This is a genomic window from Pseudomonas putida S13.1.2, from assembly GCF_000498395.2.
Lineage (GTDB): Bacteria > Pseudomonadota > Gammaproteobacteria > Pseudomonadales > Pseudomonadaceae > Aquipseudomonas > Aquipseudomonas putida_Q.
The window spans coordinates 6,141,610-6,166,717 of the sequence record NZ_CP010979.1 but is presented as its reverse complement, the minus strand read 5'-3'; the positions used below and the strand labels follow the sequence as shown (position 1 = coordinate 6,166,717).

22 protein-coding genes are annotated in these 25,108 nt (G+C 64.0%); 13 read left to right on the top strand and 9 right to left on the bottom strand.

What is annotated here, in order from left to right; genetic code table 11:
- Window positions 1–40: 40 nt before the first annotated feature.
- The 5 genes from N805_RS27270 to N805_RS27250 all read right to left on the bottom strand — a co-directional run bounded on the left by N805_RS27270 (window position 41) and on the right by N805_RS27250 (window position 4,262).
- Window positions 41–1,198 carry a phospholipase D-like domain-containing protein gene (locus N805_RS27270; protein WP_019471183.1) on the bottom strand — a complete coding sequence of 386 codons (1,158 nt, stop codon included), beginning with the start codon at window positions 1,196–1,198 and terminating at the stop codon, window positions 41–43.
- 1 nt (window position 1,199) lies between these two features.
- Window positions 1,200–1,781 (bottom strand): YceI family protein, encoded by a 582-nt coding sequence (locus N805_RS27265; RefSeq protein WP_019471184.1) that lies wholly within the window; start codon window positions 1,779–1,781, stop codon window positions 1,200–1,202.
- A 44-nt stretch (window positions 1,782–1,825) separates the two neighbouring features.
- Window positions 1,826–2,122: a hypothetical protein gene (locus tag N805_RS27260; RefSeq protein WP_019471185.1), complete on the bottom strand. Its 297-nt coding sequence runs from the start codon at window positions 2,120–2,122 to the stop codon at window positions 1,826–1,828.
- A complete protein-coding gene (locus N805_RS27255; RefSeq protein WP_019471186.1) occupies window positions 2,119–3,201 on the bottom strand; it encodes a serine hydrolase domain-containing protein in 1,083 nt (360 codons plus the stop codon). The genes N805_RS27260 and N805_RS27255 overlap by 4 nt, the downstream gene beginning before the upstream one ends.
- A 173-nt stretch (window positions 3,202–3,374) precedes the next feature.
- Window positions 3,375–4,262: an acyl-CoA dehydrogenase gene (locus tag N805_RS27250; protein WP_028614128.1), complete on the bottom strand. Its 888-nt coding sequence runs from the start codon at window positions 4,260–4,262 to the stop codon at window positions 3,375–3,377.
- Between the two features lie 160 nt (window positions 4,263–4,422).
- Between N805_RS27250 and olsB the strand changes: the two genes are divergently transcribed.
- Window positions 4,423–5,178: an L-ornithine N(alpha)-acyltransferase gene (gene olsB, locus N805_RS27245; protein ID WP_028614127.1), complete on the top strand. Its 756-nt coding sequence runs from the start codon at window positions 4,423–4,425 to the stop codon at window positions 5,176–5,178.
- A complete protein-coding gene (locus N805_RS27240) occupies window positions 5,178–5,966 on the top strand; it encodes a 1-acyl-sn-glycerol-3-phosphate acyltransferase (RefSeq protein ID WP_028614126.1) in 789 nt (262 codons plus the stop codon). The genes olsB and N805_RS27240 overlap by 1 nt, the downstream gene beginning before the upstream one ends.
- Before the next feature lie 122 nt (window positions 5,967–6,088).
- On the opposite strand, the gene N805_RS27235 is transcribed toward N805_RS27240, so the two are convergent.
- Window positions 6,089–6,673 (bottom strand): ACP phosphodiesterase, encoded by a 585-nt coding sequence (locus tag N805_RS27235; RefSeq protein ID WP_019473887.1) that lies wholly within the window; start codon window positions 6,671–6,673, stop codon window positions 6,089–6,091.
- A 150-nt stretch (window positions 6,674–6,823) separates the two neighbouring features.
- Between N805_RS27235 and N805_RS27230 the strand changes: the two genes are divergently transcribed.
- Entirely contained in the window at window positions 6,824–7,126 is a 303-nt protein-coding gene (locus N805_RS27230; protein ID WP_016488913.1) for an ArsR/SmtB family transcription factor, read from the top strand.
- Window positions 7,127–7,143: 17 nt separating this feature from the next.
- A complete protein-coding gene (locus tag N805_RS27225; RefSeq protein ID WP_019473886.1) occupies window positions 7,144–8,193 on the top strand; it encodes an alkene reductase in 1,050 nt (349 codons plus the stop codon).
- Between the two features lie 130 nt (window positions 8,194–8,323).
- Here the strand turns inward: N805_RS27225 and N805_RS27220 are convergent, their stop codons facing one another.
- From N805_RS27220 to N805_RS27210, 3 genes are all read right to left on the bottom strand, one after another.
- Window positions 8,324–9,193 (bottom strand): hypothetical protein, encoded by an 870-nt coding sequence (locus tag N805_RS27220; RefSeq protein ID WP_019473885.1) that lies wholly within the window; start codon window positions 9,191–9,193, stop codon window positions 8,324–8,326.
- 87 nt (window positions 9,194–9,280) lie between these two features.
- Window positions 9,281–10,276 (bottom strand): NAD-dependent epimerase/dehydratase family protein, encoded by a 996-nt coding sequence (locus tag N805_RS27215; protein WP_019473884.1) that lies wholly within the window; start codon window positions 10,274–10,276, stop codon window positions 9,281–9,283.
- Between the two features lie 49 nt (window positions 10,277–10,325).
- Entirely contained in the window at window positions 10,326–11,216 is an 891-nt protein-coding gene (locus tag N805_RS27210; RefSeq protein WP_019473883.1) for a LysR family transcriptional regulator ArgP, read from the bottom strand.
- A gap of 100 nt (window positions 11,217–11,316) precedes the next feature.
- Between N805_RS27210 and N805_RS27205 the strand changes: the two genes are divergently transcribed.
- The 9 genes from N805_RS27205 to N805_RS27165 all read left to right on the top strand — a co-directional run bounded on the left by N805_RS27205 (window position 11,317) and on the right by N805_RS27165 (window position 24,943).
- Window positions 11,317–11,916 (top strand): LysE/ArgO family amino acid transporter, encoded by a 600-nt coding sequence (locus tag N805_RS27205; RefSeq protein WP_019473882.1) that lies wholly within the window; start codon window positions 11,317–11,319, stop codon window positions 11,914–11,916.
- A 238-nt stretch (window positions 11,917–12,154) separates the two neighbouring features.
- Window positions 12,155–12,751, top strand: coding sequence for a superoxide dismutase (locus N805_RS27200; RefSeq protein ID WP_019473881.1), 597 nt, complete (start codon window positions 12,155–12,157; stop codon window positions 12,749–12,751).
- A gap of 328 nt (window positions 12,752–13,079) precedes the next feature.
- The gene (locus tag N805_RS27195) at window positions 13,080–15,134 is read left to right on the top strand and encodes a putative bifunctional diguanylate cyclase/phosphodiesterase (protein WP_019473880.1); all 2,055 of its coding nucleotides are present in this window, start codon (window positions 13,080–13,082) and stop codon (window positions 15,132–15,134) included.
- A gap of 158 nt (window positions 15,135–15,292) precedes the next feature.
- Window positions 15,293–16,630, top strand: a complete 1,338-nt coding sequence (locus N805_RS27190; RefSeq protein WP_019473879.1) for an imelysin family protein — start codon at window positions 15,293–15,295, stop codon at window positions 16,628–16,630.
- Between the two features lie 276 nt (window positions 16,631–16,906).
- On the top strand, window positions 16,907–18,334 hold the full coding sequence (locus N805_RS27185; protein WP_019473878.1) for a di-heme oxidoredictase family protein: 1,428 nt from the start codon (window positions 16,907–16,909) through the stop codon (window positions 18,332–18,334).
- A 20-nt stretch (window positions 18,335–18,354) separates the two neighbouring features.
- The gene (locus tag N805_RS27180; protein WP_019473877.1) at window positions 18,355–19,419 is read left to right on the top strand and encodes an imelysin family protein; all 1,065 of its coding nucleotides are present in this window, start codon (window positions 18,355–18,357) and stop codon (window positions 19,417–19,419) included.
- A 2-nt stretch (window positions 19,420–19,421) separates the two neighbouring features.
- Window positions 19,422–20,519, top strand: a complete 1,098-nt coding sequence (locus N805_RS27175) for a DUF1513 domain-containing protein (protein WP_019473876.1) — start codon at window positions 19,422–19,424, stop codon at window positions 20,517–20,519.
- Window positions 20,520–20,737: 218 nt separating this feature from the next.
- Entirely contained in the window at window positions 20,738–21,886 is a 1,149-nt protein-coding gene (locus tag N805_RS27170; protein ID WP_028614125.1) for an efflux RND transporter periplasmic adaptor subunit, read from the top strand.
- A 12-nt stretch (window positions 21,887–21,898) separates the two neighbouring features.
- Window positions 21,899–24,943 carry a multidrug efflux RND transporter permease subunit gene (locus tag N805_RS27165; protein WP_028614124.1) on the top strand — a complete coding sequence of 1,015 codons (3,045 nt, stop codon included), beginning with the start codon at window positions 21,899–21,901 and terminating at the stop codon, window positions 24,941–24,943.
- Window positions 24,944–25,108: the final 165 nt, after the last annotated feature.

Genomic DNA, 25,108 nt, shown 5'->3' with positions numbered 1-25,108 from the left:
CCCACTCCTTCGGTTAACCGTCAATGCACGATAGCTGCTGTCAGTCACGGCGGTCGAGCACGTTGACGACCAGTCGGTCGATCCAGCCCCATATCCGTTGCTTCACCCGGCGCCACAGGGGGCGGGCATGCCAGTGGTCGAGGTCGACTTCCTCGCTCAAGGCAAAGTCGCGCTCGAAGCTGGCCACCACCGCCGCCGTCAACGGCGGGTCCAGCGCCTCGATGTTGGCTTCAAGGTTGAAGCGCAGGTTCCAGTGATCGAAGTTGCACGAACCTACGCTGACCCAGTCGTCTACCACAGCCATTTTCAGGTGCAGGAAGCACGGTTGGTATTCGAAAATCCGCACCCCGGCGCGCAGCAGGCGTGGGTAGTAGCGGTGCCCGGCGTAGCGGACCGACGGGTGGTCTGTGCGTGGGCCGGTCAGCAACAGCCGCACATCAAGCCCCTTGCTGGCGGCGCGGCGCAACGAACGGCGCACGCTCCAGGTTGGCAGAAAGTACGGCGTGGCCAGCCATACCCGTTGCTTGCCACTGTTCAGCGCACGCACCAGCGAATGCAGGATGTCCTGGTGCTGGCGGGCGTCGGCATAGGCCACCCGGCCCATGCCCTGCCCATGGGCAGGGGCCTTGGGCAGGCGCGGCAGGCCGAAGCCTTCGGCAGGGCGCCAGGCGGTGCGGCGGTTGTTGGCGGACCACTGGCGGTCGAACAGCAGTTGCCAGTCGGTCACCACCGGCCCCTGGATCTGCACCATCACCTCATGCCACTCGCTGGTCGCGTCGCCCGGCTTCCAGAACTCGTCGGTAACGCCCGTGCCGCCCACCACCGCCCAGCGTTCGTCCACCAGCAGCAGCTTGCGGTGGTCACGGTACAGGTTGCGCAGGCCACGCTTCCAGCGCAGGCGGTTGTACCAGCGCAGGTACACACCGGCTTCCAGCAGGCGCTGGCGCAGGGCGCTGTTGAAGGCCAGCGAGCCATAATCATCGAACAGGCAACGCACCCGCACGCCACGGCGGGCGGCCTGCTCCAGCGCTTCGACCACCGCCTCGGCACAGGCGCCGGCCTCGACCAGGTACAGCTCCAGGTCGACCTGAAACTCGGCACCCACGATTGCCGCCAGCATGCGCGGAAAGAATTCGGGGCCGTCGATCAGCAGTTCGAACTGGTTGCCATCCCGCCAGGGGAAGACCGGCCCCGGCATGTCAGCGGGCGGTGAAAATCAGCACCGCGCTAACCGGCACCGACGGGTTGATGGACTTGAGCCCGGCGAACTTGCGCAGGCTTTCCAGCCCCGGCAGCAAACCGAAATCCTCGGCGCGCAGCAGCAGCGGTTCCAGGGTCACAACCTGGAAGCGCCGCGCATCCAGGCGAGTGGCCAGCAGCAGGGCGTTGTAGCTGTGCGACTGGCCATGCAACGTGACCGTCAGCGGCAGGCGCAACTCGATCTGCGCACCATCGGCCAGGTCATTGATCGGCCGCAAATCGATCTGCGCCTTTACGGTGGCCTCGGCGAAGCGCCCGACCTCGAACAGGTTGTCGCGCATTTGCTCATCACGCAGCGGGATGCCGCTGCTGACAGAGTCCATCTCGATGCTCAGCCCCGCTACGCCTTTGCGGTCGACCGTACCATGCAGCACCAGAAAGCGGTGCACTTCGGCGGTGTCACCGTTCTTGCCGGTAATGAACGACAGGCGCGACGATTCGCCATCGAGGTGCCAGTTGGCGTGGGCGGGCAGGCACAAAGCCAGCAACAAGGCGGGCAGTAGACGGGACAGTTTGAACATGACAGATCTCGTGAAACCAAGCCGCCAACCTTACCCGCACGCCTTCATGGCAGCAAGCGGCAGCCCTCGCGCCGGCCTTGCCAGGCAGCCTGGTTGCGCCGCCCAAGCCCCTCGGCGGTGATTAGCCGTTGCTGGCCGTTTTCCTCCAGCAGGCTCAACGGCAGCCATTGCTTTACATAGCCTTGGCAGTAGGCCTGCTCGAAGCCCATGACGAAGCGGCACGAGCAGTATTCCTTGGCCGAGTAGGCCGAGAGGATGCCGGGAAAATCCGCCAGCGCCTGACGCTCCTGCCAAGCCCAGAACAAAAGACCGAGCAGCACCAGCAACAAGGCCCGCTTCATGTGCCCTCCCCGGGCAATACCGCCAGTACCCGCTTGAGCAGTTCTTCATGCTGGTAGCTGCCGTCGCGGTCATCGGCATAGCGCACAATCACCAGCTTTTGCGCGGGCAGTACGTACAGCGCCTGGCCCCAGTGGCCAAGGGCGGCGTAGGTGTCTTCGGGCGCACTCGGCCAAGGCCGCTGGCGGCCGGCCAGCGGCCGGTTGAGCCACCAGTGGCCGCCGGGGTTGGCCTCACCAGGCACAGGTTCGGCATGGGCAAACGCTGTGCGGTTGAAGGCCACCCAGGCCTTGGGCAGCAGTTGCCGGCCTTGCCAGCGCCCGTCGCGCTGCATCAGCAAGCCGATTCGCGCCAGGTCCCGGGCGCTAAGGTACAGATAGGAAGAGCCCACGTAGGTACCCGCCCGGTCACGCTCCCACACCGCGCTGTCGATACCCAACGGGGTGAACAGCGCGTGCCAGGGGTAATCGGGGTACTGCCCGGCCTCGAGCATGCCGCGCAGTGCAGCGGCCAGCAGGTTGCTGTCACCGCTGGAATAGACAAACCGCTCGCCGGGGCTGGCCGACGAACCCCGCGCCGCCGTATAGGCCGCCATGTCCCCGCGGCCACGGGTATACAGCATGGCCACCACCGACGATTTGAGCGGGGCGTATTCGTAGTCTTCCTGCCAGTCCAGGCCACTGCCCCAGTGCAGCAGATCGGCCATGCGTACACCGGGATGAGCGCGCATGCCGGGGTAGAAACGGGTGACCGGATCTTGTAGCTGGAAGCGCCCTTCACCCTGGGCCACGCCCAGCAGCGTGGCAAGTACGCTCTTGCTTACCGACCAGGTCAGGTGCGCGGTGGCGGCAGTGGTGGGGGCGGTGTAGCGCTCGTGGAGGATACGGCCGTCGCGGATGATCAGCAGCGCGTCGGTGCGGATGCCGCTGCGGTCGGGGGCGGTGCGAGGGGGGAAGGCGTAGGCGTCGACGGCTTGCCAGTCGAACGTGGCAGGGTCGTTCTGCCAGGCAGGATCAGGCCAGTCCTCGGCTTGGGCGGTTGCCAAGGCCAGGCAAAGAACCAATAGCAGACCTTTCAGCATCGCTTTTCAGGCTCGCAATTTTGGGGCTGCTGCGCAGCCCATCGCCGGCAAGCCAGCTCCCACAGGTACTGCACACACCTGGGCATTGTGCGATCCATGTGGGAGCTGGCTTGCCGGCGATGGGCCGCAAGGCGGCCCCCGGGATCATCGGTTCACAACAACCTATCAGGCCTTCATGACAATCCCGCAGCAGCCCAAGCCTTGTTCAGGCGCTTCTCGCGTGCCGCTGCAGCCAACGCCATCACCCCTTGGTCACGCTGCCAGATTTGCGCCCAATGCACCGGCCCTGCCGCCAAGGCCGCATCGATCGCCCCCCGCAACGCTTGGAACTGCGCAAACAAACCACCCAACAGCAAATGGCCACCGGTGCTGTCGGCACACTGCCGGCTGCCCTCGGCACACCCAGCCAGCAGCCCAAGCAGTTGCAGGCGTAAATCCTGTGGCCAGGCGCTTTCCTGCCCCACGCCATACAACCAGGCCGTCAGCGCCGTGAGCACATACAAGTCCTCCAGCGAGCGAAACGGTTTCACATAGGCATCCCAGCCGTCACCGGCCAGCAATTCGCACGCCGCCTGTTCCAGCAGCAAGCGCCCATGGCCCACCTCCGGCATCAACGGCAGGGTCGGCAATGGCTCCAGGGTCACGCCAGGCTCCCCGGGGTAGACCACTGCCAGGTTCAACTGCGGTGCCGCGCCAGCCGTTTCACTGCGCGCCGCCACCAGCAGCCACTCCGCTTCCAGCCCGGCGGTGACGAAGTCCTTGCTGCCGGTCAGCCGCAAGCCCTCCAGGCGCGTGTGCATGTCGGCCGGCCGCACGCTGCGCCGCTCGGTGGCGCACAGGGCGCCGAGGCTGGGCGGTGCACTGGGCCACAGCACGCGCAAGGCGGCCTGGTAACCCACCAGGAAAGCCAGGCCTGGCGTAGCCATCGCGCGCCCGCCCAGTGCCGCCAGTTCGAAGGGGGCAACCGGGCCGAGGCGCTCGAGCAGCGCGGCGTAGGTTTCACCCAGGGTGCCCGCCAGCCCTTGGCGAAGCGGGTCGTTCAATCGTTGCAACCAGGCCATGGGACGGCTCCTTGCTGGGGCTTTTCTGGTCAAGGTTTGGGGGGTGTCACGCAAGCATCACCAAAGATTCACAGGGGTGACACCGCGTCTACCTAGGCTGACTTTGCACAACAAAGCCGACCGGCCGCAACCCTTCATGGCTGGCTTATGGAGACTCGTAATGACTCGGATCGCTCATTCTGGCGACAACAGCACTGAACGCCGTCTGCAAGCCGAACGCCTGGTTGGCGCCGCGGCGCTGCAAGAGGCCCAGGCCCTGCGTTTCAAAGTGTTCAGCGCAGAATTCAAGGCCAAGCTCAAGGGTGCCGAGCACGGCTTGGACATGGACGACTACGACGTGCACTGCCGCCACATTGGTGTCCGCGACCTGAGCACCGGCGAGCTGGTGGCCACCACCCGTCTGCTCGACCACCAGGCGGCTAGCAGCCTGGGCCGCTTCTACAGCGAAGAAGAATTCCGCCTGCACGGCCTGCTGCAGCTGCAGGGCCCCATCCTCGAACTGGGCCGCACCTGCGTAGCCCCCGACTACCGCAATGGCGGCACCATCGCCGTGCTCTGGGGTGAACTGGCCGAAGTACTCAACGAGGGCGGCTACAGCTACCTGATGGGCTGTGCCAGCATCCCCATGCAGGACGGCGGCGTGCAGGCTCATGCCGTGATGCAGCGCCTGCGTGACCGCTACCTGTGCAACGAGCACCTGCGTGCCGAGCCGAAGAACCCGCTGCCAAGCCTGGCTTTGCCGGGCAACGTCATCGCCGAAATGCCACCGCTGCTCAAGGCCTACATGCGCCTGGGCGCAAAGATTTGCGGCGAGCCGTGCTGGGACGAGGACTTCCAGGTGGCCGACGTGTTCATCCTGCTCAAGCGCGATAACCTGTGCCCGCGCTACGCCCGGCACTTCAAGGCGGCGGTCTGATGACGAAGCTGCGGGTAGTCGCCCGCCTGACCCGACTGCTGCTGGTGCTGTTGCTGGGCATGTTGATGGCCAGCGTTATTGCCCTCGGCGAACGCCTGGGCTTCAAGGCCCCTATCGAGCGCCGCCAGCGCTGGTCCTGCCTGTTCATGAAACGCCTGGTCGCCGCCCTGCCCTTCAACGTGCGGGTGGTGGGCGAGTTGCCACAACGGCCAATGCTGTGGGTGAGCAACCACGTTTCGTGGACCGATATCCCCCTGCTCGGCATGCTGCTGCCGCTGTCGTTCCTGTCCAAGGCCGAGGTGCGTCACTGGCCGGTGGCGGGCTGGCTGGCGGAAAAGGCCGGCACGCTGTTCATTCGCCGTGGTGGTGGCGACAGCCAGGGCCTGCGCGAACAGATCGCCGGGCAACTGGGGCTGGCCCGCCCCCTGCTGATCTTCCCCGAAGGCACCACTACCTGCGGTCGCAACGTGCGCACCTTCCATGGCCGCCTGTTGGCAGGTGCCATCGACCGGGGCGTGGCGGTTCAGCCGGTGGCTATCCAGTACCTGCGTGATGGCCAGATCGACCCGATTGCGCCGTTCGTTGGTGATGATGATCTGGTGTCGCACCTGATGCGCCTGTTTGCCCAGCCGCGGGGCGAGGTGTGCATTCACTTGCTGCCACCCATCGGCAGCGTGGGCAAGGAACGTGCGGTGCTGGCATTGCAGGCGCAGCAGGCAATTCACCTGGCGTTGTTCGGGGTAGAAGAAGTTGAAGCAGTGCCAAGGCGGCAGGCGCGGGCTGCCTGAGGTTTTGCACAGCCAGTGCCGGCCTCTTCGCGGGCTTGCCCGCTCCCACAGGTAGTGCGCTTTCTTGAGCACTGCGCCGTACCTGTGGGAGCGGGCAAGCCCGCGAAGAGGCCAATGCAAAATTAACTGCCAGACATCCGCCGCGCCGCCGCAAAGGCCTGCAGCTGCGGGTAGAACTCGCGAAAATCCGCCAGCAGCGGCTCATACAGCCGCTCCAGCTCCACCATCACCCCGGCCATGCCCTCAGGCCGCGACAAGCGCCGGGCAATGCCGTTGAATACCTGCTCCAGCGTGGCAAAATCGCCATACGCCCCCAGCCAGTCATCCGCTGCCATGAACGGCGCAATCCGCGCCAACCGCCCCGGCAGCTCCGGCTCCGCCAGTAGCACCCGATAAAACGCGCCAGTAAACTGCTCCAGGGGCTGCTCGGCATAGTTGCACCAATGCCGCGCCAGGCAATGGTCGAAGAATACATCCAGGACAATGCCGGCAAAGCGCCGCCGCTCACGCGGAAAGCGTGCCAGTGCGGCCAGCACCAACGGGTGCCGATCGGTGTAGCTGTCGATATGCCGGTGCAGCCGGATAGCCGCCTCCAGTGCAGGTGGAAAGCGCCCTTCCAGCGAGCCTTTGACAAAATCGCCATACAGGCTGCCAAGCAGTTGTTGCGGCGCCGGGCCGCCCAGGTGCAGGTGTGCGAGGTAGTTCATGCGCACAGTCTAACACTGCCCACCCTTATATCGTTATAACGCGATATAGCGATTGGTACTCAGCTCAGAACCTCTTCGTATTTGTATATCGGGAACGGGCGATTTACATTTCGTCCTATCGCGATATACCGCTACAACGAGCCTCAATCCATGCCTCTCGATCTCGACGAAATCATAAAAGCGCTGGCTCATCCGGTCAGGCGAGAAATCCTCAGCTGGCTGAAAGACCCGGCAACGCAATTCCCCGACCAGTACCACAGCACCGAAAACGGTGTGTGTGCCGGGCAGATCGACCAACGCTGCGGCCTGTCGCAGTCGACCGTCTCCGCTCACCTGGCCACCTTGCAGCGCGCCGGGCTGATCAGCAGCCAGAAGATTGGCCAATGGCACTTCTTCAAACGCAACGAAGCCACCATCGAGGCGTTCCTCGAACAACTGCGCCAAACACTTTGACAAGGCAGGTAACCGTTATGACCACGCTTTTCGATCCGATCACACTGGGCGACCTGCAACTGCCCAACCGCATCATCATGGCCCCGCTCACGCGCTGCCGTGCCGACGAAGGCCGCGTGCCCAATGCGCTGATGGCCGAATACTATGTGCAGCGCGCCAGCGCCGGGCTGATCCTCAGCGAGGCGACTTCGGTCGCTGCCATGGGCGTCGGCTACCCGGATACCCCCGGCATCTGGAACGATGAGCAGGTGCGCGGCTGGAACAACGTCACCAAGGCCGTGCATGCCGCCGGCGGGCGTATCTTCCTGCAACTGTGGCACGTTGGCCGCATCTCACACCCCAGCTACCTCAACGGCGAGCTGCCTGTCGCCCCCAGCGCGATCCAGCCCAAGGGCCATGTAAGCCTGGTGCGCCCGCTGAGTGACTACCCCACCCCTCGCGCGCTGGAAACCGAAGAGATCATCGATATCGTCGAGGCCTACCGCAGCGGTGCCGAGAATGCCAAGGCTGCCGGTTTCGATGGTGTAGAGATCCACGGCGCCAACGGCTATCTGCTCGATCAGTTCCTGCAAAGCAGCACCAACCAGCGCACCGACCGCTACGGTGGGTCGGTGGAAAACCGGGCGCGCCTGCTGCTGGAGGTGACCGATGCGGCCATCGAAGTGTGGGGCGCGAACCGCGTAGGGGTGCACCTGGCGCCGCGTGCCGATGCTCACGACATGGGTGATGATGACCGCGCCAAAACCTTCAGCTACGTGGCTCGCGAGCTGGGCAAGCGGGGCATTGCCTTTATCTGCTCGCGGGAGCGGGAAGCCGATGACAGCATCGGCCCATTGATCAAGGAAGCGTTCGGCGGCCCGTACATCGTCAACGAGCGGTTTGACAAAGCCAGTGCCAATGCGGCCCTGGCCAGTGGCAAGGCCGATGCGGTGGCGTTTGGCGTGCCGTTCATCGCCAACCCCGACCTGCCGGCGCGGCTGGCGGCGGATGCGCCGTTGAACGAGGCGCGGCCTGAGACCTTCTATGGCAAGGGGCCGGTGGGGTACATCGATTATCCGCGGTTGTAATCAAGATTGCCGGGGCCGCTTTGCGGCCCTATCGCGACACAAGGCCGCTCCTACAATGGATCGGCGTACACCGTACATTGTGGGAGCGGCCTTGTGTCGCGATAGGGGGGCAACGCCCTCCCCTGCGGCGTCACGGCCGAGCGTTGATCTGCTGTTGCAGATTCTGGACCTGGCTCTGCAAGGTATTCAGGTTGCGGGTCATCTGCGCCCGGAACGCATCAAACTCCTGCACCGACGCACCACCGGACGCCGCAGCAGCCGGGCGGTTGTCGATCTGGCTCTTCAGCACCAGCATGTCCTGCTCCAGGCTCTGAATGGCAGCGCTGGGGTTACCCTGCTTCTTCAGCGCCGCCACATCGCTGCCCAGGCTCTTGAGCTGCCCGTCCAGCGTGCCGCTATCCACCTGAGCGGCCTTCAGCGCGGCAACCTGCTCGTTCAGGCCCTTCAACTGGGCATCCAGCTTGCCGCCATCAACCTGCCCTGAACGCAACGCGGCCAGCTCGCCATTCACCAGCTTCAACTGCGCCTGCAGCTGGCTTTGCAGCTCGGTCACAGCCTTCTGCTGTTCACGGGTATCGGCCAGCACCTGCTCCAGGCGCTTACCCAGGTCGCCGGTCTGCCCGGCTACGCCTTGCTGCAACTGGCGCAACTGCAGCTTCAGCGCCTCGCTGCTGGTTGTGACACCAGACTCGCTGGCTTCCACCTTGCCACTGATCGCCTGCAAACGCCCGGCTGCTTCTTCACTGATGCGGGCAAAACTCTCCTGGGTCGCCACCAGTTGCTGCTCCATCAGCGAGATCTGCTGGAAGCTCCACCAGCCCAGGCCCGCCAACGCAATGAACGAAGCGCCGAGCAGCGCCCACAACGGCGCCGTGCTGGCACCACGGGCGGCTTTCTGGCGGCTGCGCACCACGTGCGCCGGCATCAGTTCGTCATCATCAACGGTGCCCGCCCGCAAGCTGGGCACGTCATCGAAGTCATCGTGAGCATGGTTACGCATGGATACATTCAACCGCGGTAGTCGCAAAGAGGCACGAGTATAAACCGCAAGCGCGGCGCGTTGATGACCATTGTCACTCCAGCGGCTTCACTGCCCAGGCGGCAAATGCTTCCACCACCCGCAGAATTCATCCAGCGCCGTCCACAGGCTGACCTTGGGCTGGTAGTCCAGGTACTGTCGGGCGCGGCTGATATCCAGGGTGAAATCACGGCTCATCACCTGCATCCCCAAGCGCGACAAGGTAGGTTGCGGGCGCCCCGGCCACAGCATGCAAGCCGCCTCGTTCAACGCGGCCAGGCTGTAGGCCAGGCCGTAGGAACGGTAGCGGGTAACCTGCGGCAGCTGCATCTGGCGCATCACGTAGTTGACCACGTCCCACAGCGGCAGCGGCTGGCCGTTGCTGATGTTGTAGGCCTGACCCAGCGCACGGTCGTCGGCGAACAACGCGCTAAGCAATGCTTCGTTGAGGTTGTGCACGCTGGTGAAATCGACTTTGTTCAAGCCGTTGCCGATGATCGCCACGCGGCCTTTGCGCTGCATCTGCATCAGCCGCGGAAAAATGCTGGCATCGCCGGCACCGGTGACAAAACGCGGGCGCAACGCCAGCACTTCAAGGCCGAACTCCTGGGCACCGAACACTTTTTGCTCGGCCAGGTGCTTGGTCTGCCCATAGTGGTCGTGAAAACGGCGCGGCACCTGCTCTTCACGGATGTCCAGGCGCGAACGGCCGTTGAAATAGATCGACGGCGACGACAGGTGCACCAGGCGCCGCACATGTTCCTTCAGGCAGCCCTCGACCACGTTTTCGGTGACGATCACATTGCCTTGGTAGAAGTCCTGGTAGCGCCCCCAGTTGCCCACTGCGCCGGCGCAGTGCACCACAGCCTCCATGCCTTGGCACAGGCGGCGGGCCAGCTCGGGATCGCCCAGGTCGCCGGGAATGAACTGGGCGCCGCGCTTGACCAGGTGCTCGACCCCTTCGGCGCGGCGGCCGCTGACCCGCACGTCCAGGCCCTGCTCCAGGGCGAAGCGCGCAAAGCGCCCGCCAATGAAGCCACTCGCGCCGGTGACCAGAATTCGCATGTAAGACTCCGTCTTGCCAGATTTCAGATGCAACTGACGCCAACCGCGGCTACAAGGGCACCAGCCATTGACGTGCGGTGTGCCGCAGGTGGTCGGTCAGTTGCGCGAGCAATTGCCCGCCATTGCGCCAATGATGCCAGTACAGCGGCACGTCGATGGGGGTATCGCTGCAGATTTCCACCAACTGCCCGCTGGCCAGCTGCTCCCGAGCCTGCAGTTCGGGCACCAGCCCCCAGCCCAGCCCTGCCTCGGTCATGCGCAGGAAGCCTTCGGACGACGGGCACAGGTGGTGCAGGAAGCCGTCCTCGATGCCCAGTGATGCCAGGTAGCGGTGCTGCAGGAAATCATCCGGGCCGTACACGATCGCCGGGGTGCGGGCCAGGCGACTGGCGACAAAGCCCTGGGGGAAATGCCGCGCCATGAACCCTGGGCTGGCCAACGCCCGGTAGCGCATGGCCCCAAGGAGCAGGCTGCGGGCCCCGGCTACCGGGCGTTCACTGCCACACAGGCAGGCCGCCACTTCGCCGGCACGCATGCGTTTCAGGCCCACTTCCTGGTCTTCTACAACCAAGTCGGTAAGCACGTTCTGCTGCGCACAGAAGTTGCCTACCGCACCGGCCCACCAAGTGGCCAGGCTATCGGCGTTAAGGGCGATGCGCAGGCGTTCCGGCGTGCCCTCCTCATCCAGCGCCGGCACCTGGCGCTGCAAGTCGCGTTCAAGCAGGCGCACCTGCTGCACATGGTTGAGCAACTGGCGGCCGACTTCGGTCGGGCTGGGCGGCGTGGCACGCACCAGCACCGGTTGCCCGACCCGCGCTTCGAGCAGCTTGATGCGCTGGGAAATGGCCGACTGCGACAAGCCCAGCACTTGCGCGGCTCGCTCGAAACCACCCTGTTCGATCACCGCCGCCAGGGCGGCCAGCAACTTGTAGTCGAACATCGATTTTCCTAATGACGGATCAGCTTTATTTGTTTTTCTTATACAGCGTGAACAACCACAATGGCCAGCATCTTTCGGGTTCATATATGGAGCGCACGCCATGTGGCAAAGCTATCTCAACGGCATGCTGGTGGCCTTCGGCCTGATCATGGCCATCGGCGCCCAGAACGCCTTCGTCCTCGCCCAGAGCCTGCGCCGTGAGCATCACTTGCCGGTGGCAGCGCTGTGCATCGTCTGTGATGCCCTGCTGGTGGCTGCCGGGGTGTTCGGCCTGGCCACGGTACTGGCGCACAACCCGACCTTGCTGGCGGTCGCGCGCTGGGGCGGCGCGGTGTTCCTCATCTGGTACGGCGCCAAGGCCCTGCGCAGCGCCTGTTCCAGCCAGAGCCTGAAGCACCAGCAGGGCCAGGGCGTACGCTCGCGGCGTGCGGTGCTGCTCAGTGCCCTGGCGGTGACGCTGCTGAACCCGCATGTCTACCTGGATACAGTGTTGCTGATCGGCTCGCTGGGCGCCCAGCAGACCGAACCTGGTGCCTACGTGGCCGGGGCGGCCAGTGCCTCGCTGCTGTGGTTCTCGACCCTGGCGATTGGTGCGGCCTGGCTGGCACCGTGGCTGGCACGGCCGGCGACGTGGCGCATGCTCGACCTCATGGTGGCGGTGATGATGTTCGCGGTGGCGGCGCAGCTGATCTTCAACTGACCTCTGGCCTGCATGGCCCGGCACACATCGGTTGGCCTGGAAGCGACCACCACTGGTCGGTACCCGCCAACCGCTGCGGAACCTCTATTCCCTATGTTTGTTGCGTGGTTATGCGCCGGGGCTGGTGCTATGATCGACCCCTTGCGTCGCAAAGAGTACAAACTCGCCGACGCTCATAGGGCCGCCCGTGATCGGCCCTGCGCAAACCGCGAACTAGACCTGAATCAGGAGATCCACCATGGCTTTTGAATTGCCGCCGCTGCCGTACGCCCACGATGCCCTGCAGCCGCACATCTCCAAGGAAACCCTGGAGTTTCACCACGACAAGCACCACAACACCTATGTCGTGAACCTGAACAACCTGGTCCCAGGCACCGAATTCGAAGGCAAGACCCTGGAAGAGATCGTCAAGACCTCTTCGGGCGGCATCTTCAACAACGCCGCTCAGGTCTGGAACCACACCTTCTACTGGAACTGCCTGTCGCCAAACGGCGGCGGCCAGCCTACCGGTGCACTGGCTGAGGCCATCAACGCCGCTTTCGGTTCCTTCGACAAGTTCAAGGAAGAGTTCACCAAGACTTCGGTTGGCACCTTCGGTTCCGGCTGGGGCTGGCTGGTGAAGAAAGCTGACGGTTCCCTGGCACTGGCCAGCACCATCGGCGCCGGCTGCCCGCTGACCAGCGGCGACACCCCGCTGCTGACCTGCGACGTCTGGGAACACGCCTACTACATCGACTACCGCAACCTGCGTCCGAAGTACGTCGAGGCGTTCTGGAACCTGGTCAACTGGGCCTTCGTTGCCGAACAGTTCGAAGGCAAGACCTTCAAGGCCTGAGTCATCCAGCCTTGATCATAAACCCGGCCATGTGCCGGGTTTTTTTGTGCCTGTGCAAACCTTTTCGCGGGCATGCCCGCGCCCACAGATACGGCGCCACCCGTGACCTTGATGCTCTCCCTGTGGGAGCGGGCGTGCCCGCGAAAAGGCCTGCACGGTTTTGCTTGCTCAGCCCGCATAGCGCGCTAACATCAAAGCTCTGGAAGATTGATACAGCGCACTCAAGTTGCGGGGTCAGGCAACCGATACACTGCTCATGATCGGCCGATAGTGTATCGTCATCGTTGATGGCAAAATGATGCCATGCGCATGGATTAAGGAAACCCCATTGAAGCTGGAATTGCGGAACAGCTTGTCGGTCAAGTTGCTCAGGGTCGTGCTGCTGTCGGCGTTGGCGGTTGGCGTCGTGCTCAGCTGTGCGCAAATTGTCTACGACACCTACAAGACCCGCCAGGCCGTGAACAATGATGCGCAGCGCATCCTCGACATGTTCCGCGACCCCTCCACCCAGGCGGTGTACAGCCTCGACCGCGAAATGGGCATGCAGGTGATGGAAGGCCTGTTCCAGGACGAATCAGTGCGCATGGCGTCCATCGGCCACCCCAACGAAACCATGCTGGCCGAAAAGTCCCGCCCGCTGCGGGACATGTCCATGCGCTGGCTGACCGACCCGATCCTGGGCCAGGAACGCACCTACACCACGCAACTGGTCGGCCGCGGCCCCTACAGCGAATACTACGGCGACCTCAGCATTACCCTCGATACCTCGTCCTACGGCGAAGACTTCCTGATCAATGCGGTGATCATCTTCATTTCCGGCGTACTGCGCGCCTTGGCCATGGGCCTGGTGTTGTACCTGGTCTACCACTGGCTGCTGACCAAACCGCTGTCCAAGATCATCGAGCACCTCACCCAGATCAACCCCGATCGCCCAAGCCAACACCAGATACCGCTGCTCAAGGGCCACGAGAAGAACGAACTGGGCCTGTGGGTCAACACTGCCAACCAGCTGCTGGCGTCGATCGAGCGCAACACCCACCTGCGCCATGAAGCCGAAAACAGCCTGCAGCGCATGGCCCAGTACGATTTCCTCACCGGCCTGCCCAACCGCCAGCAACTGCAGCAGCAACTGGACAAGATCCTCGTCGATGGCGGTCGCCTGCAACACCGTGTGGCGGTACTGTGCGTGGGCCTGGACGACTTCAAGGGCATCAACGAGCAGTTCAGCTACCAGGTCGGTGACCAGCTGCTGCTGGCCCTGGCCGACCGCCTGCGCGCCCACAGCGGCCGCCTGGGCGCCCTGGCGCGGCTGGGCGGCGACCAGTTTGCCCTGGTGCAGGCCAATATCGAGCAGCCCTACGAAGCGGCAGAACTGGCGCAGAGCATCCTCGACGACCTGGAAGTGCCATTCGACCTCGACCACCACCAGCAGATCCGCCTGCGCGCTACCATCGGCATTACCCTGTTCCCCGAAGACGGCGACAGCACCGAGAAGCTGCTGCAGAAAGCCGAACAGACCATGACCCTGGCCAAGGCCCGTTCGCGCAACCGCTACCAGTTCTACATCGCCAGCGTCGACAGCGAGATGCGCCGCCGCCGCGAGCTGGAAAAGGACCTGCGCGAAGCCCTGCCGCGCAACCAGCTGTACCTGGTGTACCAACCACAGATCAGCTACCGCGACCACCGCGTGGTCGGCGTCGAGGCGCTGCTGCGCTGGCAGCATCCAGAGCTGGGCATGGTGCCGCCGGACCAGTTCATTCCGCTGGCCGAACAGAACGGCAGCATCATCAGCATCGGCGAATGGGTACTGGACCAGGCTTGCCGGCAACTGCGCGAATGGCACGACCAAGGTTTCAGCGAGCTGCGCATGGCAGTCAACCTGTCCACCGTGCAGCTGCACCACAGTGAACTGCCACGGGTGGTCAACAACCTGCTGCAGGCCTACCGCCTGCCGCCACGCAGCCTGGAGCTGGAAGTCACCGAAACCGGCCTGATGGAAGACATCAGCACTGCCGCTCAGCACCTGCTGAGCCTGCGCCGCTCTGGGGCGCTGATTGCCATCGACGACTTCGGCACTGGCTATTCGTCTCTCAGCTACCTGAAATCGCTGCCGCTGGACAAAATCAAGATCGACAAGAGCTTCGTCCAGGACCTGCTGGACGACGATGACGACGCCACCATCGTTCGCGCCATCATTCAGCTGGGCAAGAGCCTGGGCATGCAGGTGATCGCCGAAGGTGTGGAAACCGCCGAACAGGAAACCTACATCGTTGCCCAAGGCTGCCACGAGGGCCAGGGCTATCACTACAGCAAGCCGCTGTCGGCCCGTGAGCTGACCAGTTTCCTCAAGCAGGCGCAGCGTAACCAGGTTTCGATGCTCTGAGCCGATTGGCCCGGTTACAGGCTGTGACCGGCATTTACATGAATTGCGCACCCGCCCCTTTACAGCAAATGCAAATCTTTCGCATGATGTTGCGGTTTCGCGTGCCCCGGCGCACGGTCTACCCCTTGGTCCAACCACACGACGCAGGAAAACCAACAATGATTCGAATGCCTCTGGCCTCCGCCAGTCTGCTGGCCATTGCCATCGCTCTCGCCGGTTGCGGTGAAGGCAAGGACGACAAAGCCGCCGCGCCGCAAGCCCAGGCACCTGCTGCTGCCAGCACCACTGCTGCTGCGCCTGGGGCTGTCGACGAAGCCGCCGGCAAAGCCGTGGTCAAGCACTACGCCGAAATGGTCCATGCCGTGTACAGCGACTCGCTGAGCACCGCCAAGACCCTGCAGACCGCAGTCGATGCGTTCCTGGCCAAGCCCAACGACGAAACCCTGAAAGCCGCCAAGCAAGCCTGGGTCGCCGCGCGCGTACCGTACCTGCAGACCGAGGCCTTCCGCTTCGGCAACACCATCATCGACGACTGGGAAGGCCAGGTGAACGCCTGGCCGCTGGACGAGGGCCTGATCGACTACGTCGACAAGAGCTACGAGCACGCCTTGGGTAACCCGGCTGCTGGTGCCAACATCATCGCCAACACCGAGATCCAGGTGGGCGAAGAAAAGGTCGACGTCAAAGACATCACCCCTGAAAAACTGGCCAGCCTGAACGAACTGGCGGGCTCCGAGGCCAACGTTGCCACGGGCTATCACGCCATCGAGTTCCTGCTTTGGGGCCAGGACCTGAACGGCACCGGCCCGGGCGCTGGCAACCGCCCGGCATCCGACTACCTGGAGGGCCAAGGCGCCACCGGCGGCCACAACGACCGCCGCCGTGCCTACCTGAAAGCGGTCACCGACCTGCTGGTCACCGACCTCGAAGAGATGGTCGGCAACTGGGCGCCGAACGTCGCCGACAACTACCGCGCCAAGCTGGAAGCCGAGCCTGTCAACGACGGCCTGCGCAAGATGCTGTTCGGCATGGGCAGCCTGTCGCTGGGCGAACTGGCGGGTGAGCGCATGAAGGTTTCGCTGGAAGCCAACTCGCCGGAAGACGAGCAGGACTGCTTCAGCGACAACACCCACTACTCGCACTTCTACGACGCCAAGGGCATCCGCAACGTCTACCTGGGCGAGTACACCCGCCCGGACGGCACCAAGGTAAGCGGGCCGAGCCTGTCGTCGCTGGTAGCCAAGGCAGACCCGGCCGCCGACGCCACCCTCAAGGCCGACCTGGAAGCCACCGAAGCCAAGATCCAGGTGATCGTCGACCACGCCCTCAAAGGCGAGCACTACGACCAGCTGATCGCTGCCGACAACGCAGCCGGCAACCAGATCGTGCGTGACGCCATCGCCGCCCTGGTCAAGCAGACCGGTTCGATCGAGCAGGCTGCAGGCAAGCTGGGCATTGCCAACCTGAACCCGGATACTGCAGATCACGAATTCTGATCCTGCTGTAGCGGTTCTGAAAAGGCGGCCTTCGGGTCGCCTTTCTTGCTTCTGGCCCTATCGCCGGCAAGCCAGCTCCCACAGGTACTCCACCGGTTTTGAGGCTGGTGATGTACCTGTGGGAGCTGGCTTGCCGGCGATAGGGCCCGACCAGGCCATCACAAACACTGGCCAACTGACACCGATTTCATCCAGCAATTGCAAATTGCTCTTATTCAAACACCCCCACTTTGCTAAGCTTGCACGCCGGTTTTTCGCTCACGCCCAGGATCCTTGATGTCCTCGTCGCTGTTCCGACTCTCTCCTTTGCTGCTGACCCTTGCCCTCGCCGCCTGTGACGACGCTCCGCGTTTCACCCAGGCCGAACCCGGCGAAGCGTTGTCGGCTGGCAAGGCGACCGTGCAGCGCAGCGACCGCAACGCCTATTCCCTGCCCTCGGCCAACCTGTCGCCCGAGCGGCGCCTGGACTTCGCCGTGGGCAACAGCTTCTTCCGCAACCCCTGGGTGATCGCCCCCTCCACCACCACCGCACGTGATGGCCTGGGCCCGCTGTTCAACACCAACGCCTGCCAAAACTGCCATGTGCGCGATGGCCGTGGCCACCCGCCAGCGCCGGGTGACAGCAACGCGGTGGGCATGCTGGTACGCCTGTCGATCCCCGACCAGCCCTACCTGGCCAAGGTGATCGAGCGCCTCGGTGTGGTGCCAGAGCCGGCGTACGGCACCCAGCTGCAGGACATGGCCATCCCTGGCGTGACGCCAGAAGGCAAGGTGCGGGTGAGCTACACCCAGCAAACCGTGTCGTTCAAGGACGGCCACCAGGTCGAACTGCGCAAACCTGCCCTGCAGATCACCCAGCTCGGCTACGGCGTCATGCACCCCGACACCCGTTTTTCGGCGCGGGTAGCTCCCCCGATGATCGGCCTGGGCCTGCTCGAAGCCATCTCCGAAGCCGACCTGCTGGCCAACGAAGACCCGGACGACCGCAACCGCGACGGCATCCGCGGGCGGGCCAACCGGGTGTGGGACGATGCCCAGGGCAAGACTGTGATCGGTCGCTTCGGCTGGAAGGCCGGGCAACCCAATGTCAACCAGCAGAACGTCCACGCCTTCGCTGGCGACATGGGCCTGACCAGTACCCTGCTGCCCAACGACGATTGCACCCCGGCCCAGGCCGACTGCCTGGCCGCCCCCAACGGCGACGGCGCCGATGGCGAGAAGGAAGTCAGTGACAATATCCTGCGCCTGGTGACCTTCTACACCCGCAACCTGGCCGTACCGGCCCGCCGCGATGTGGGCGCGCCGCAGGTGCTGGCGGGCAAGAACCTGTTCTACCAGGCTGGCTGCCAGGGTTGCCACACACCGCAGTTCACCACCGCTGCCGATGCCGCCGAGCCGGAGCTGGCCAATCAGGTCATCCGCCCCTACAGCGACATGCTGCTGCATGACATGGGCCCCGGCCTGGCCGACGAACGCACCGAATTCGCCGCCAACGGCCAGGACTGGCGTACCCCGCCACTGTGGGGCGTTGGCCTGAGCGAAACGGTCAGCGGCCACAGCCAGTTCCTGCACGACGGCCGCGCCCGCAACCTGCTTGAAGCCGTGCTCTGGCATGGTGGCGAAGCCGAGGCGGCACGCAACTTCGTCCTCACTTTCGATGCCGAGCAACGTACTGCGTTGTTGGCGTTCCTGAACTCACTTTAAAACGTACAAAGGAGCCGGGCATGTTCCGACCCAAACTGCTGTTCACCAGCCTCGCCGCACTCGCCCTGGGTGCCTGCTCGCCGCAGGATCCGCAAGCAGTGACCTCCGCAGCCATCGCCAAGCAGGTCATCCTGCCCACCTACAGCCGCTGGGTCGAAGCCGATCGCACGCTGGCCGCCAGCGCCCTGGCGTACTGCGAAGGCAAGGAAGACCTGGACAAGGCCCGCGCCGACTTCCTCAACGCGCAAAAGGCCTGGGCCGAGTTGCAGCCGCTGCTGGTCGGCCCGCTGGCCGAAGGCAACCGCGCCTGGCAGGTACAGTTCTGGCCCGACAAGAAAAACCTGGTCGGCCGCCAGGTCGAACAGCTGGTCAATGGCGACAAGCCGGTCGATGCCACGACCCTGGGCAAGTCCAGCGTGGTGGTTCGTGGCCTGTCGGCCTACGAGTACATCCTGTTCGACAGCAAGCCGGACATCGCCACGGCCGAGCAGAAAGCCCGCTACTGCCCGCTGCTGGTGGCCATCGGTGAACACCAGAAGGCCCTGGCCGAAGAGATACTCAAAGGCTGGAACAGCACCGACGGCATGCTCTCGCAGATGACCAAGTTCCCCAACCAGCGCTACGCCGATTCCCACGAGGCCATCGCCGATCTCCTGCGCGCCCAGGTTACCGCCCTGGACACCCTGAAGAAAAAGCTAGGCGCACCGATGGGCCGCCAGAGCAAGGGCATCGCGCAGCCTCTGCAAGCCGAGGCCTGGCGCAGCCACAACTCGATGAACAGCCTGCAGGCCAGCCTCAAGGCCGCCGAAACAGTCTGGGTCGGGGTCGACAACCAGGGCCTGCGTGGCCTGTTGCCCAGCGATCAGAAAGCGCTGGCGGACAAGATCGACGCCGCCTACGCTACCTCGCTCAAACTGCTGGCCGACAACCAGAAAACCCTCGGTGAGCTGCTGGCCGACGACGCTGGCCAGCAAACCCTCAACCAGATCTACGACAGCCTCAACGTCGTCCACCGCCTGCACGAAGGCGAGCTGGCCAAGGCGTTGAACATCCAGCTGGGCTTCAATGCCAACGACGGTGACTGATCATGCTGCGACGCCAGGCACTCAAACTCGGTAGCGTATTGCTCAGCGCCCTCACCTTGGGCGGCTGGAGCCTGTTCCGCAACAAAGGCAGCGAACCCTTGCTGCTCTCGGCGCGTGACGACGGCGACGGCAAGCACTATGCCGTCGGTTTCCGCCTGGACGGCACCCAGGTGTTCAGCACCCAGGTCGCCCAGCGTTGCCATGCCATCATCCACCACCCCGAGCAGCCGATCGCCCTGTTCGTCGCCCGCCGCCCCGGTACCGAAAGCTACCTGGTCGACTTGCGCGACGGGCGCCTGCTGCAAACGGTGGTCTCGCAGCCGAACCGGCACTTCTACGGCCACGCCGTGGTGCACAAAGGCGGCGAATGGCTGTATGCCACCGAGAACGACACCACCGACCCGGGGCGCGGCGTGCTTGGCGTATACCGTTTCGAGGGCGAGCGCCTGGTGCACACCGGCGAGATCCCGACTCACGGCATCGGCCCGCACGAGGTCGCCTGGCTGCCCGATGGTGAAACGCTGATCGTGGCCAACGGCGGTATCCGTACCGAAGCCGAAAGCCGCGTGGAGATGAACCTCAACGCCATGCAGCCGAGCCTGGTGTTGATGCAGCGCGACGGCACCCTGCTGAGCAAGGAAACCTTGGCCCAGCAGATGAACAGCGTGCGCCACCTGGCGGTGGGCAGCGATGGCACCATTGCCGCCTGCCAGCAGTTCATGGGCGATGCCGACGAAACTGCCGAGCTGTTGGCGATCAAGCGCCCGGGCGAGCCGTTCAAGGCCTTCCCGGTGCCAGAGCGGCAGCTGCAGGCCATGGCCCAGTACACCGCCAGCGTCGCCATCCACAGCGAACTGCGGCTGGTGGCGCTGACTGCGCCGCGGGCCAACCGCCTGTTTGTCTGGGACCTGGACAGCGGCGCGGTTCGCCTGGATGCGCCCATGCCTGATTGCGCGGGGGTTGGCACGGTGAAAGACGGCTTTGTCGTCACCTCCGGGCAGGGCCGTTGCCGATTCTACGATTGCCGCAAGGCCGAACTGGTCGGGCAGCCGATGAACCTGCCGTCCGGGTTCTGGGACAACCACCTGCATCTCGTCTGATTTTTCGACTGCATGCACTGGCCCTTTCGCGGCTAAAGCCGCTCCCACAGGGTTCTACACAGTCCCTGTGGGAGCGGCTTTAGCCGCGAAAGGGCCGGCACAGGCATTTCACCTCCCTCCTCCCGAAAAACAGTCAATACTTCCCCCATCCACACGTGGGCAGGATCGCCTGTTGTCGTGTCCAAGCGAATAACAACCGTATCCAAGGAACCGGACCTATGCTGCGCCGCCGCATGCTGATCATGTTGGCCGTGGTTCTGCTGATCGTGCTGGCCCTGGGGGGCTACAAGGCTTTCTCGATCTACCAGCAGATCCAGATGTTCACTGCCCCCAAGCCGCCCATCACCGTAGCGGCAGCCTTGGCCGAACAGCGCCAGTGGCAGGAGCGCCTGCCCGCCGTCGGCAGCCTCAAGGCACTGCAGGGCGTGGAGCTGAGCCTGGAGGTGGAAGGTATCGTCAAATCCTTGCACTTCGACTCGGGCCAGCAGGTCAAGGCCGGGCAACTGCTGCTGCAACTCAACGACGAGCAGGAAACTGCCCTGCTCGGCACCGCCCAGGCCGACCTGGGCCTGGCCAAGGTCGATTTTGGCCGTGGCAGCCAACTGGTCGGCGACTCGGCCATCTCCCGCGGCGAGTTTGATCGCCTTAGCTCCCAATACCGCCGCAACCAGGCAGTGGTCGAGCAGCTCAAGGCGCAGAAGATCAAGAAGAGTATCAATGCCCCGTTCAGCGGTACCATTGGCATCCGTCAGGTAGACATCGGCCAGTACCTCGCCGCCGGCACGATGATCGCCACCCTGCAGGACACATCCAGCCTGTACGTAGATTTCAACGTACCGGAACAGGCCCTGCCGAAGTTGAGCCTGGGCCAGCAGGTGCTGTTACAGGTGGCCGCCTACCCGGGCCGGACGTTCCCCGCCAGCCTCAGCGCCATCAACCCCAAGGTCGAAGAAACCACCCGCAACCTGCTGGTACGTGCCACCTTGGCCAACCCCGACGGCACGCTGCTGCCAGGCATGTTCGCCAACCTGCTGATCCTTCTGCCCAACCCTCAACCACAAGTGGTGGTGCCGGAAAGCGCCATTACTTACACTCTGTATGGCAATTCGGTGTACATCGCCGCGCCGAAGAAGGACCAGGACGGCAAGCCCGAAACCGACGACAAGGGCCAACCCCAGCTGGTCGCCGAACAACGCACGGTACAAACCGGTGAGCGCCGCGACGGCGTGGTGGTGATCAGCAAAGGCCTGCAGGCCGGCGAACAGGTGGTCACCGCCGGGCAACTGAAGCTCACCCCAGGCGCCGCGATCCGCATCGGCCAGGACAAAGCCCTCACGCCCGAACAGGGCGCGCCGGGCAAGGACTGACAGGAGGCTGGCATGGCGTTTACCGATCCGTTCATCCGTCGCCCGGTACTGGCCAGCGTGGTCAGCCTGCTGATCCTTTTGCTGGGCTTCCAGGCCTGGAACAAGCTGCAGATCCGCCAGTACCCACAAATGGAAAACGCCCTGATCACGGTGACCACCGCCTACCCCGGGGCCAACGCCGAGACCATCCAGGGCTACATCACCCAGCCGCTGCAACAAAGCCTGGCCAGCGCCGAAGGCATCGACTACATGACCTCGGTGAGCCGGCAGAACTTCTCGATCATCTCCATCTACGCGCGCATCGGCGCCGACAGCGACCGGCTGTTCACCGAGCTGCTGGCCAAGGCCAACGAAGTGCGCAACAAACTCCCTCAGGACTCCGAAGACCCGGTGCTGAGCAAGGAGGCCGCCGATGCCTCGGCGCTGATGTACGTCAGCTTCTACAGCACGGAAATGAGCAACCCGCAGATTACCGACTACCTGTCACGGGTCATCCAGCCCAAGCTGGCCACGTTGCCCGGCATGGCCGAGGCGGAGATTCTCGGCAACCAGGTGTTTGCCATGCGTATCTGGATCGACCCGGTGAAGCTGGCCGGCTTCGGCCTGTCGGCCACTGACGTGACCAATGCGGTGCGCCGCTACAACTTCCTCTCTGCTGCCGGTGAGGTGAAGGGCGAGTACGTGGTGACCAGTATCAACGCCAGCACCGAGCTGAAATCGGCCGAGGCATTCGCTGCCTTGCCGGTCAAGACCAGCGGTGACAGCCGCGTGCTGCTGGGCGATGTGGCGCGGGTCGAGATGGGCGCAGAAAACTACGACACGGTCAGCTCGTTCGACGGCACCCCGTCGGTGTATATCGGCATCAAGGCCACGCCGGCCGCCAACCCGCTGGAAGTGATCAAGGAAGTGCGGCGCATCATGCCCGAGCTGGAAAGCCAGCTGCCCTCGGCGCTCAAGGTGTCGATCGCCTACGACGCCACGCTGTTCATCCAGGCCTCCATCGACGAAGTGATCAAGACCCTTGGTGAAGCGGTGCTGATCGTCATCGTGGTGGTGTTTCTGTTCCTCGGCGCCCTGCGCTCGGTGCTGATCCCGGTGGTGACCATTCCCCTGTCGATGATCGGCGTGTTGTTCTTCATGCAGATGATGGGCTACTCGCTCAACCTGCTGACCTTGCTGGCCATGGTGCTGGCCATCGGCCTGGTGGTGGACGATGCCATTGTCGTGGTGGAGAACATCCACCGGCACATGGAGGAAGGCAAGTCGCCATTCGATGCGGCCCTTGAAGGCGCCCGCGAAATCGCCATGCCGGTGGTGTCGATGACCATCACCCTGGCCGCCGTCTATGCGCCGATCGGCTTCCTTACCGGGCTTACCGGGGCCTTGTTCAAGGAGTTCGCCCTGACCCTGGCCGGGGCGGTGATCATTTCCGGCATCGTCGCCCTCACCCTTTCACCCATGATGTGCGCCCTGCTGCTGCGTCAGGAGCAGAACCCCAGCGGCCTGGCCCATCGCCTTGACCAGCTGTTCGAACGCCTGAAGGTGCGCTACCAGCGCCTGCTGCACGCCACCCTCGACAGCCGGCCGGTGGTCCTGGTGTTTGCCGTGATCGTGCTGTGCCTGATCCCGGTGCTGCTCAAGTTCACCCAGAACGAACTGGCGCCCAACGAGGACCAAGGGGTGATCTTCATGATGAGCAGCTCGACGCAGCCGGCCAACCTCGATTACCTCAACGCCTACACCGACCAGTTCACGCCACTGTTCAAGGCCTTCCCCGAGTACTACTCGTCGTTCCAGATCAATGGTTTCAATGGTGTGCAGACCGGCATTGGTGGCTTTTTGCTCAAGCCTTGGAACGAGCGCGAGCGCACACAGATGGAGCTGTTGCCACTGGTGCAGGCCAAACTTGAGGAAATCGGCGGCCTGCAGATCTTCGGCTTCAACCTGCCGTCGTTGCCCGGCACTGGCGAGGGCCTGCCGTTCCAGTTCGTGATCAATACCGCTGGCGACTACCCGGCACTGCTGGAGGTGGCTCAGCGCATAAAGACGCGCGCCCAGGCCTCTGGCAAGTTCGCCTTCCTCGATATCGACCTGGCCTTCGACAAGCCCGAAGTGGTGGTCGATATCGACCGGGCCAAGGCGGCCCAGATGGGGGTGTCCATGGACACTTTGGGCGGCACGCTGGCCACTTTGCTTGGCGAGGCGGAAATCAACCGGTTCACACTGGAAGGACGCAGCTACAAGGTGATTGCCCAGGTCGAGCGGCCGTACCGCGACAACCCCGGCTGGCTGAACAACTATTACGTGAAGAACGACCAGGGCCAACTGCTGCCGCTGTCGACCCTGATCACCCTCACCGACCGCGCCCGCCCGCGCCAGCTCAACCAGTTCCAGCAGCTGAACTCGGCGATCATCCAGGGCGTGCCCATGGTCAGCCTGGGTGAAGCGCTGAAGACGGTGCAGGACATCGCCCGCGAAGAGGCCCCGGAAGGCTTCGCCTTCGACTACGCCGGCGTGGCCCGCCAGTACGTGCAGGAAGGCAGCGCGCTGTGGGTTACCTTCGGCCTGGCACTGGCGATCATCTTCCTGGTACTGGCAGCGCAATTCGAAAGCTTCCGCGACCCACTGGTAATCCTGGTGACGGTACCGTTGTCGATCTGCGGCGCGCTGCTGCCGCTGTTCCTGGGGATATCGAGCATGAACATCTACACCCAGGTCGGGCTGGTGACCCTGATCGGGCTGATCAGCAAGCACGGCATCCTCATCGTCGAGTTCGCCAACCAGTTGCGTGAGGAACGCGGGCTGAGTGTGCGCGAGGCGATCGAGGAAGCGGCAGCCATTCGCCTGCGGCCGGTGCTGATGACAACGGCGGCGATGGTGTTCGGCATGGTGCCGCTGATTCTGGCGACCGGGGCGGGGGCCGTCAGCCGGTTTGACATCGGCACGGTGATTGCCACGGGGATGTCGATTGGCACGCTGTTTACCTTGTTTGTGCTGCCTTGTATCTACACCTTGTTGGCGCACAAGACGAAAGCCAAGGAACCTGTAACAGCCTGACCCGGCCTCTTCGCGGGCTTGCCCGCTCCCACAGATAGGGCACCAGGCCCGACATGGGTGCAGTACCTGTGGGAGCGGGCAAGCCCGCGAAGAGGCCGGTGAGGCAGACACAAAAAAGCCAGAGGCCCCGCAACCGCGAGGCCTCTGGCATTTCTAGCTACCGCA

Bases quoted from the DNA above. Each gene is read 5' to 3' on its own strand.
- N805_RS27270 (WP_019471183.1), bottom strand. From the start codon at position 1,198: ATGCCGGGGCCGGTCTTCCCCTGGCGGGATGGCAACCAGTTCGAACTG.
- N805_RS27265 (WP_019471184.1), bottom strand. From the start codon at position 1,781: ATGTTCAAACTGTCCCGTCTACTGCCCGCCTTGTTGCTGGCTTTGTGC.
- N805_RS27260 (WP_019471185.1), bottom strand. From the start codon at position 2,122: ATGAAGCGGGCCTTGTTGCTGGTGCTGCTCGGTCTTTTGTTCTGGGCT.
- N805_RS27255 (WP_019471186.1), bottom strand. From the start codon at position 3,201: ATGCTGAAAGGTCTGCTATTGGTTCTTTGCCTGGCCTTGGCAACCGCC.
- N805_RS27250 (WP_028614128.1), bottom strand. From the start codon at position 4,262: ATGGCCTGGTTGCAACGATTGAACGACCCGCTTCGCCAAGGGCTGGCG.
- olsB (WP_028614127.1), top strand. From the start codon at position 4,423: ATGACTCGGATCGCTCATTCTGGCGACAACAGCACTGAACGCCGTCTG.
- N805_RS27240 (WP_028614126.1), top strand. From the start codon at position 5,178: ATGACGAAGCTGCGGGTAGTCGCCCGCCTGACCCGACTGCTGCTGGTG.
- N805_RS27235 (WP_019473887.1), bottom strand. From the start codon at position 6,673: ATGAACTACCTCGCACACCTGCACCTGGGCGGCCCGGCGCCGCAACAA.
- N805_RS27230 (WP_016488913.1), top strand. From the start codon at position 6,824: ATGCCTCTCGATCTCGACGAAATCATAAAAGCGCTGGCTCATCCGGTC.
- N805_RS27225 (WP_019473886.1), top strand. From the start codon at position 7,144: ATGACCACGCTTTTCGATCCGATCACACTGGGCGACCTGCAACTGCCC.
- N805_RS27220 (WP_019473885.1), bottom strand. From the start codon at position 9,193: ATGCGTAACCATGCTCACGATGACTTCGATGACGTGCCCAGCTTGCGG.
- N805_RS27215 (WP_019473884.1), bottom strand. From the start codon at position 10,276: ATGCGAATTCTGGTCACCGGCGCGAGTGGCTTCATTGGCGGGCGCTTT.
- N805_RS27210 (WP_019473883.1), bottom strand. From the start codon at position 11,216: ATGTTCGACTACAAGTTGCTGGCCGCCCTGGCGGCGGTGATCGAACAG.
- N805_RS27205 (WP_019473882.1), top strand. From the start codon at position 11,317: ATGTGGCAAAGCTATCTCAACGGCATGCTGGTGGCCTTCGGCCTGATC.
- N805_RS27200 (WP_019473881.1), top strand. From the start codon at position 12,155: ATGGCTTTTGAATTGCCGCCGCTGCCGTACGCCCACGATGCCCTGCAG.
- N805_RS27190 (WP_019473879.1), top strand. From the start codon at position 15,293: ATGATTCGAATGCCTCTGGCCTCCGCCAGTCTGCTGGCCATTGCCATC.
- N805_RS27185 (WP_019473878.1), top strand. From the start codon at position 16,907: ATGTCCTCGTCGCTGTTCCGACTCTCTCCTTTGCTGCTGACCCTTGCC.
- N805_RS27180 (WP_019473877.1), top strand. From the start codon at position 18,355: ATGTTCCGACCCAAACTGCTGTTCACCAGCCTCGCCGCACTCGCCCTG.
- N805_RS27175 (WP_019473876.1), top strand. From the start codon at position 19,422: ATGCTGCGACGCCAGGCACTCAAACTCGGTAGCGTATTGCTCAGCGCC.
- N805_RS27170 (WP_028614125.1), top strand. From the start codon at position 20,738: ATGCTGCGCCGCCGCATGCTGATCATGTTGGCCGTGGTTCTGCTGATC.
- N805_RS27165 (WP_028614124.1), top strand. From the start codon at position 21,899: ATGGCGTTTACCGATCCGTTCATCCGTCGCCCGGTACTGGCCAGCGTG.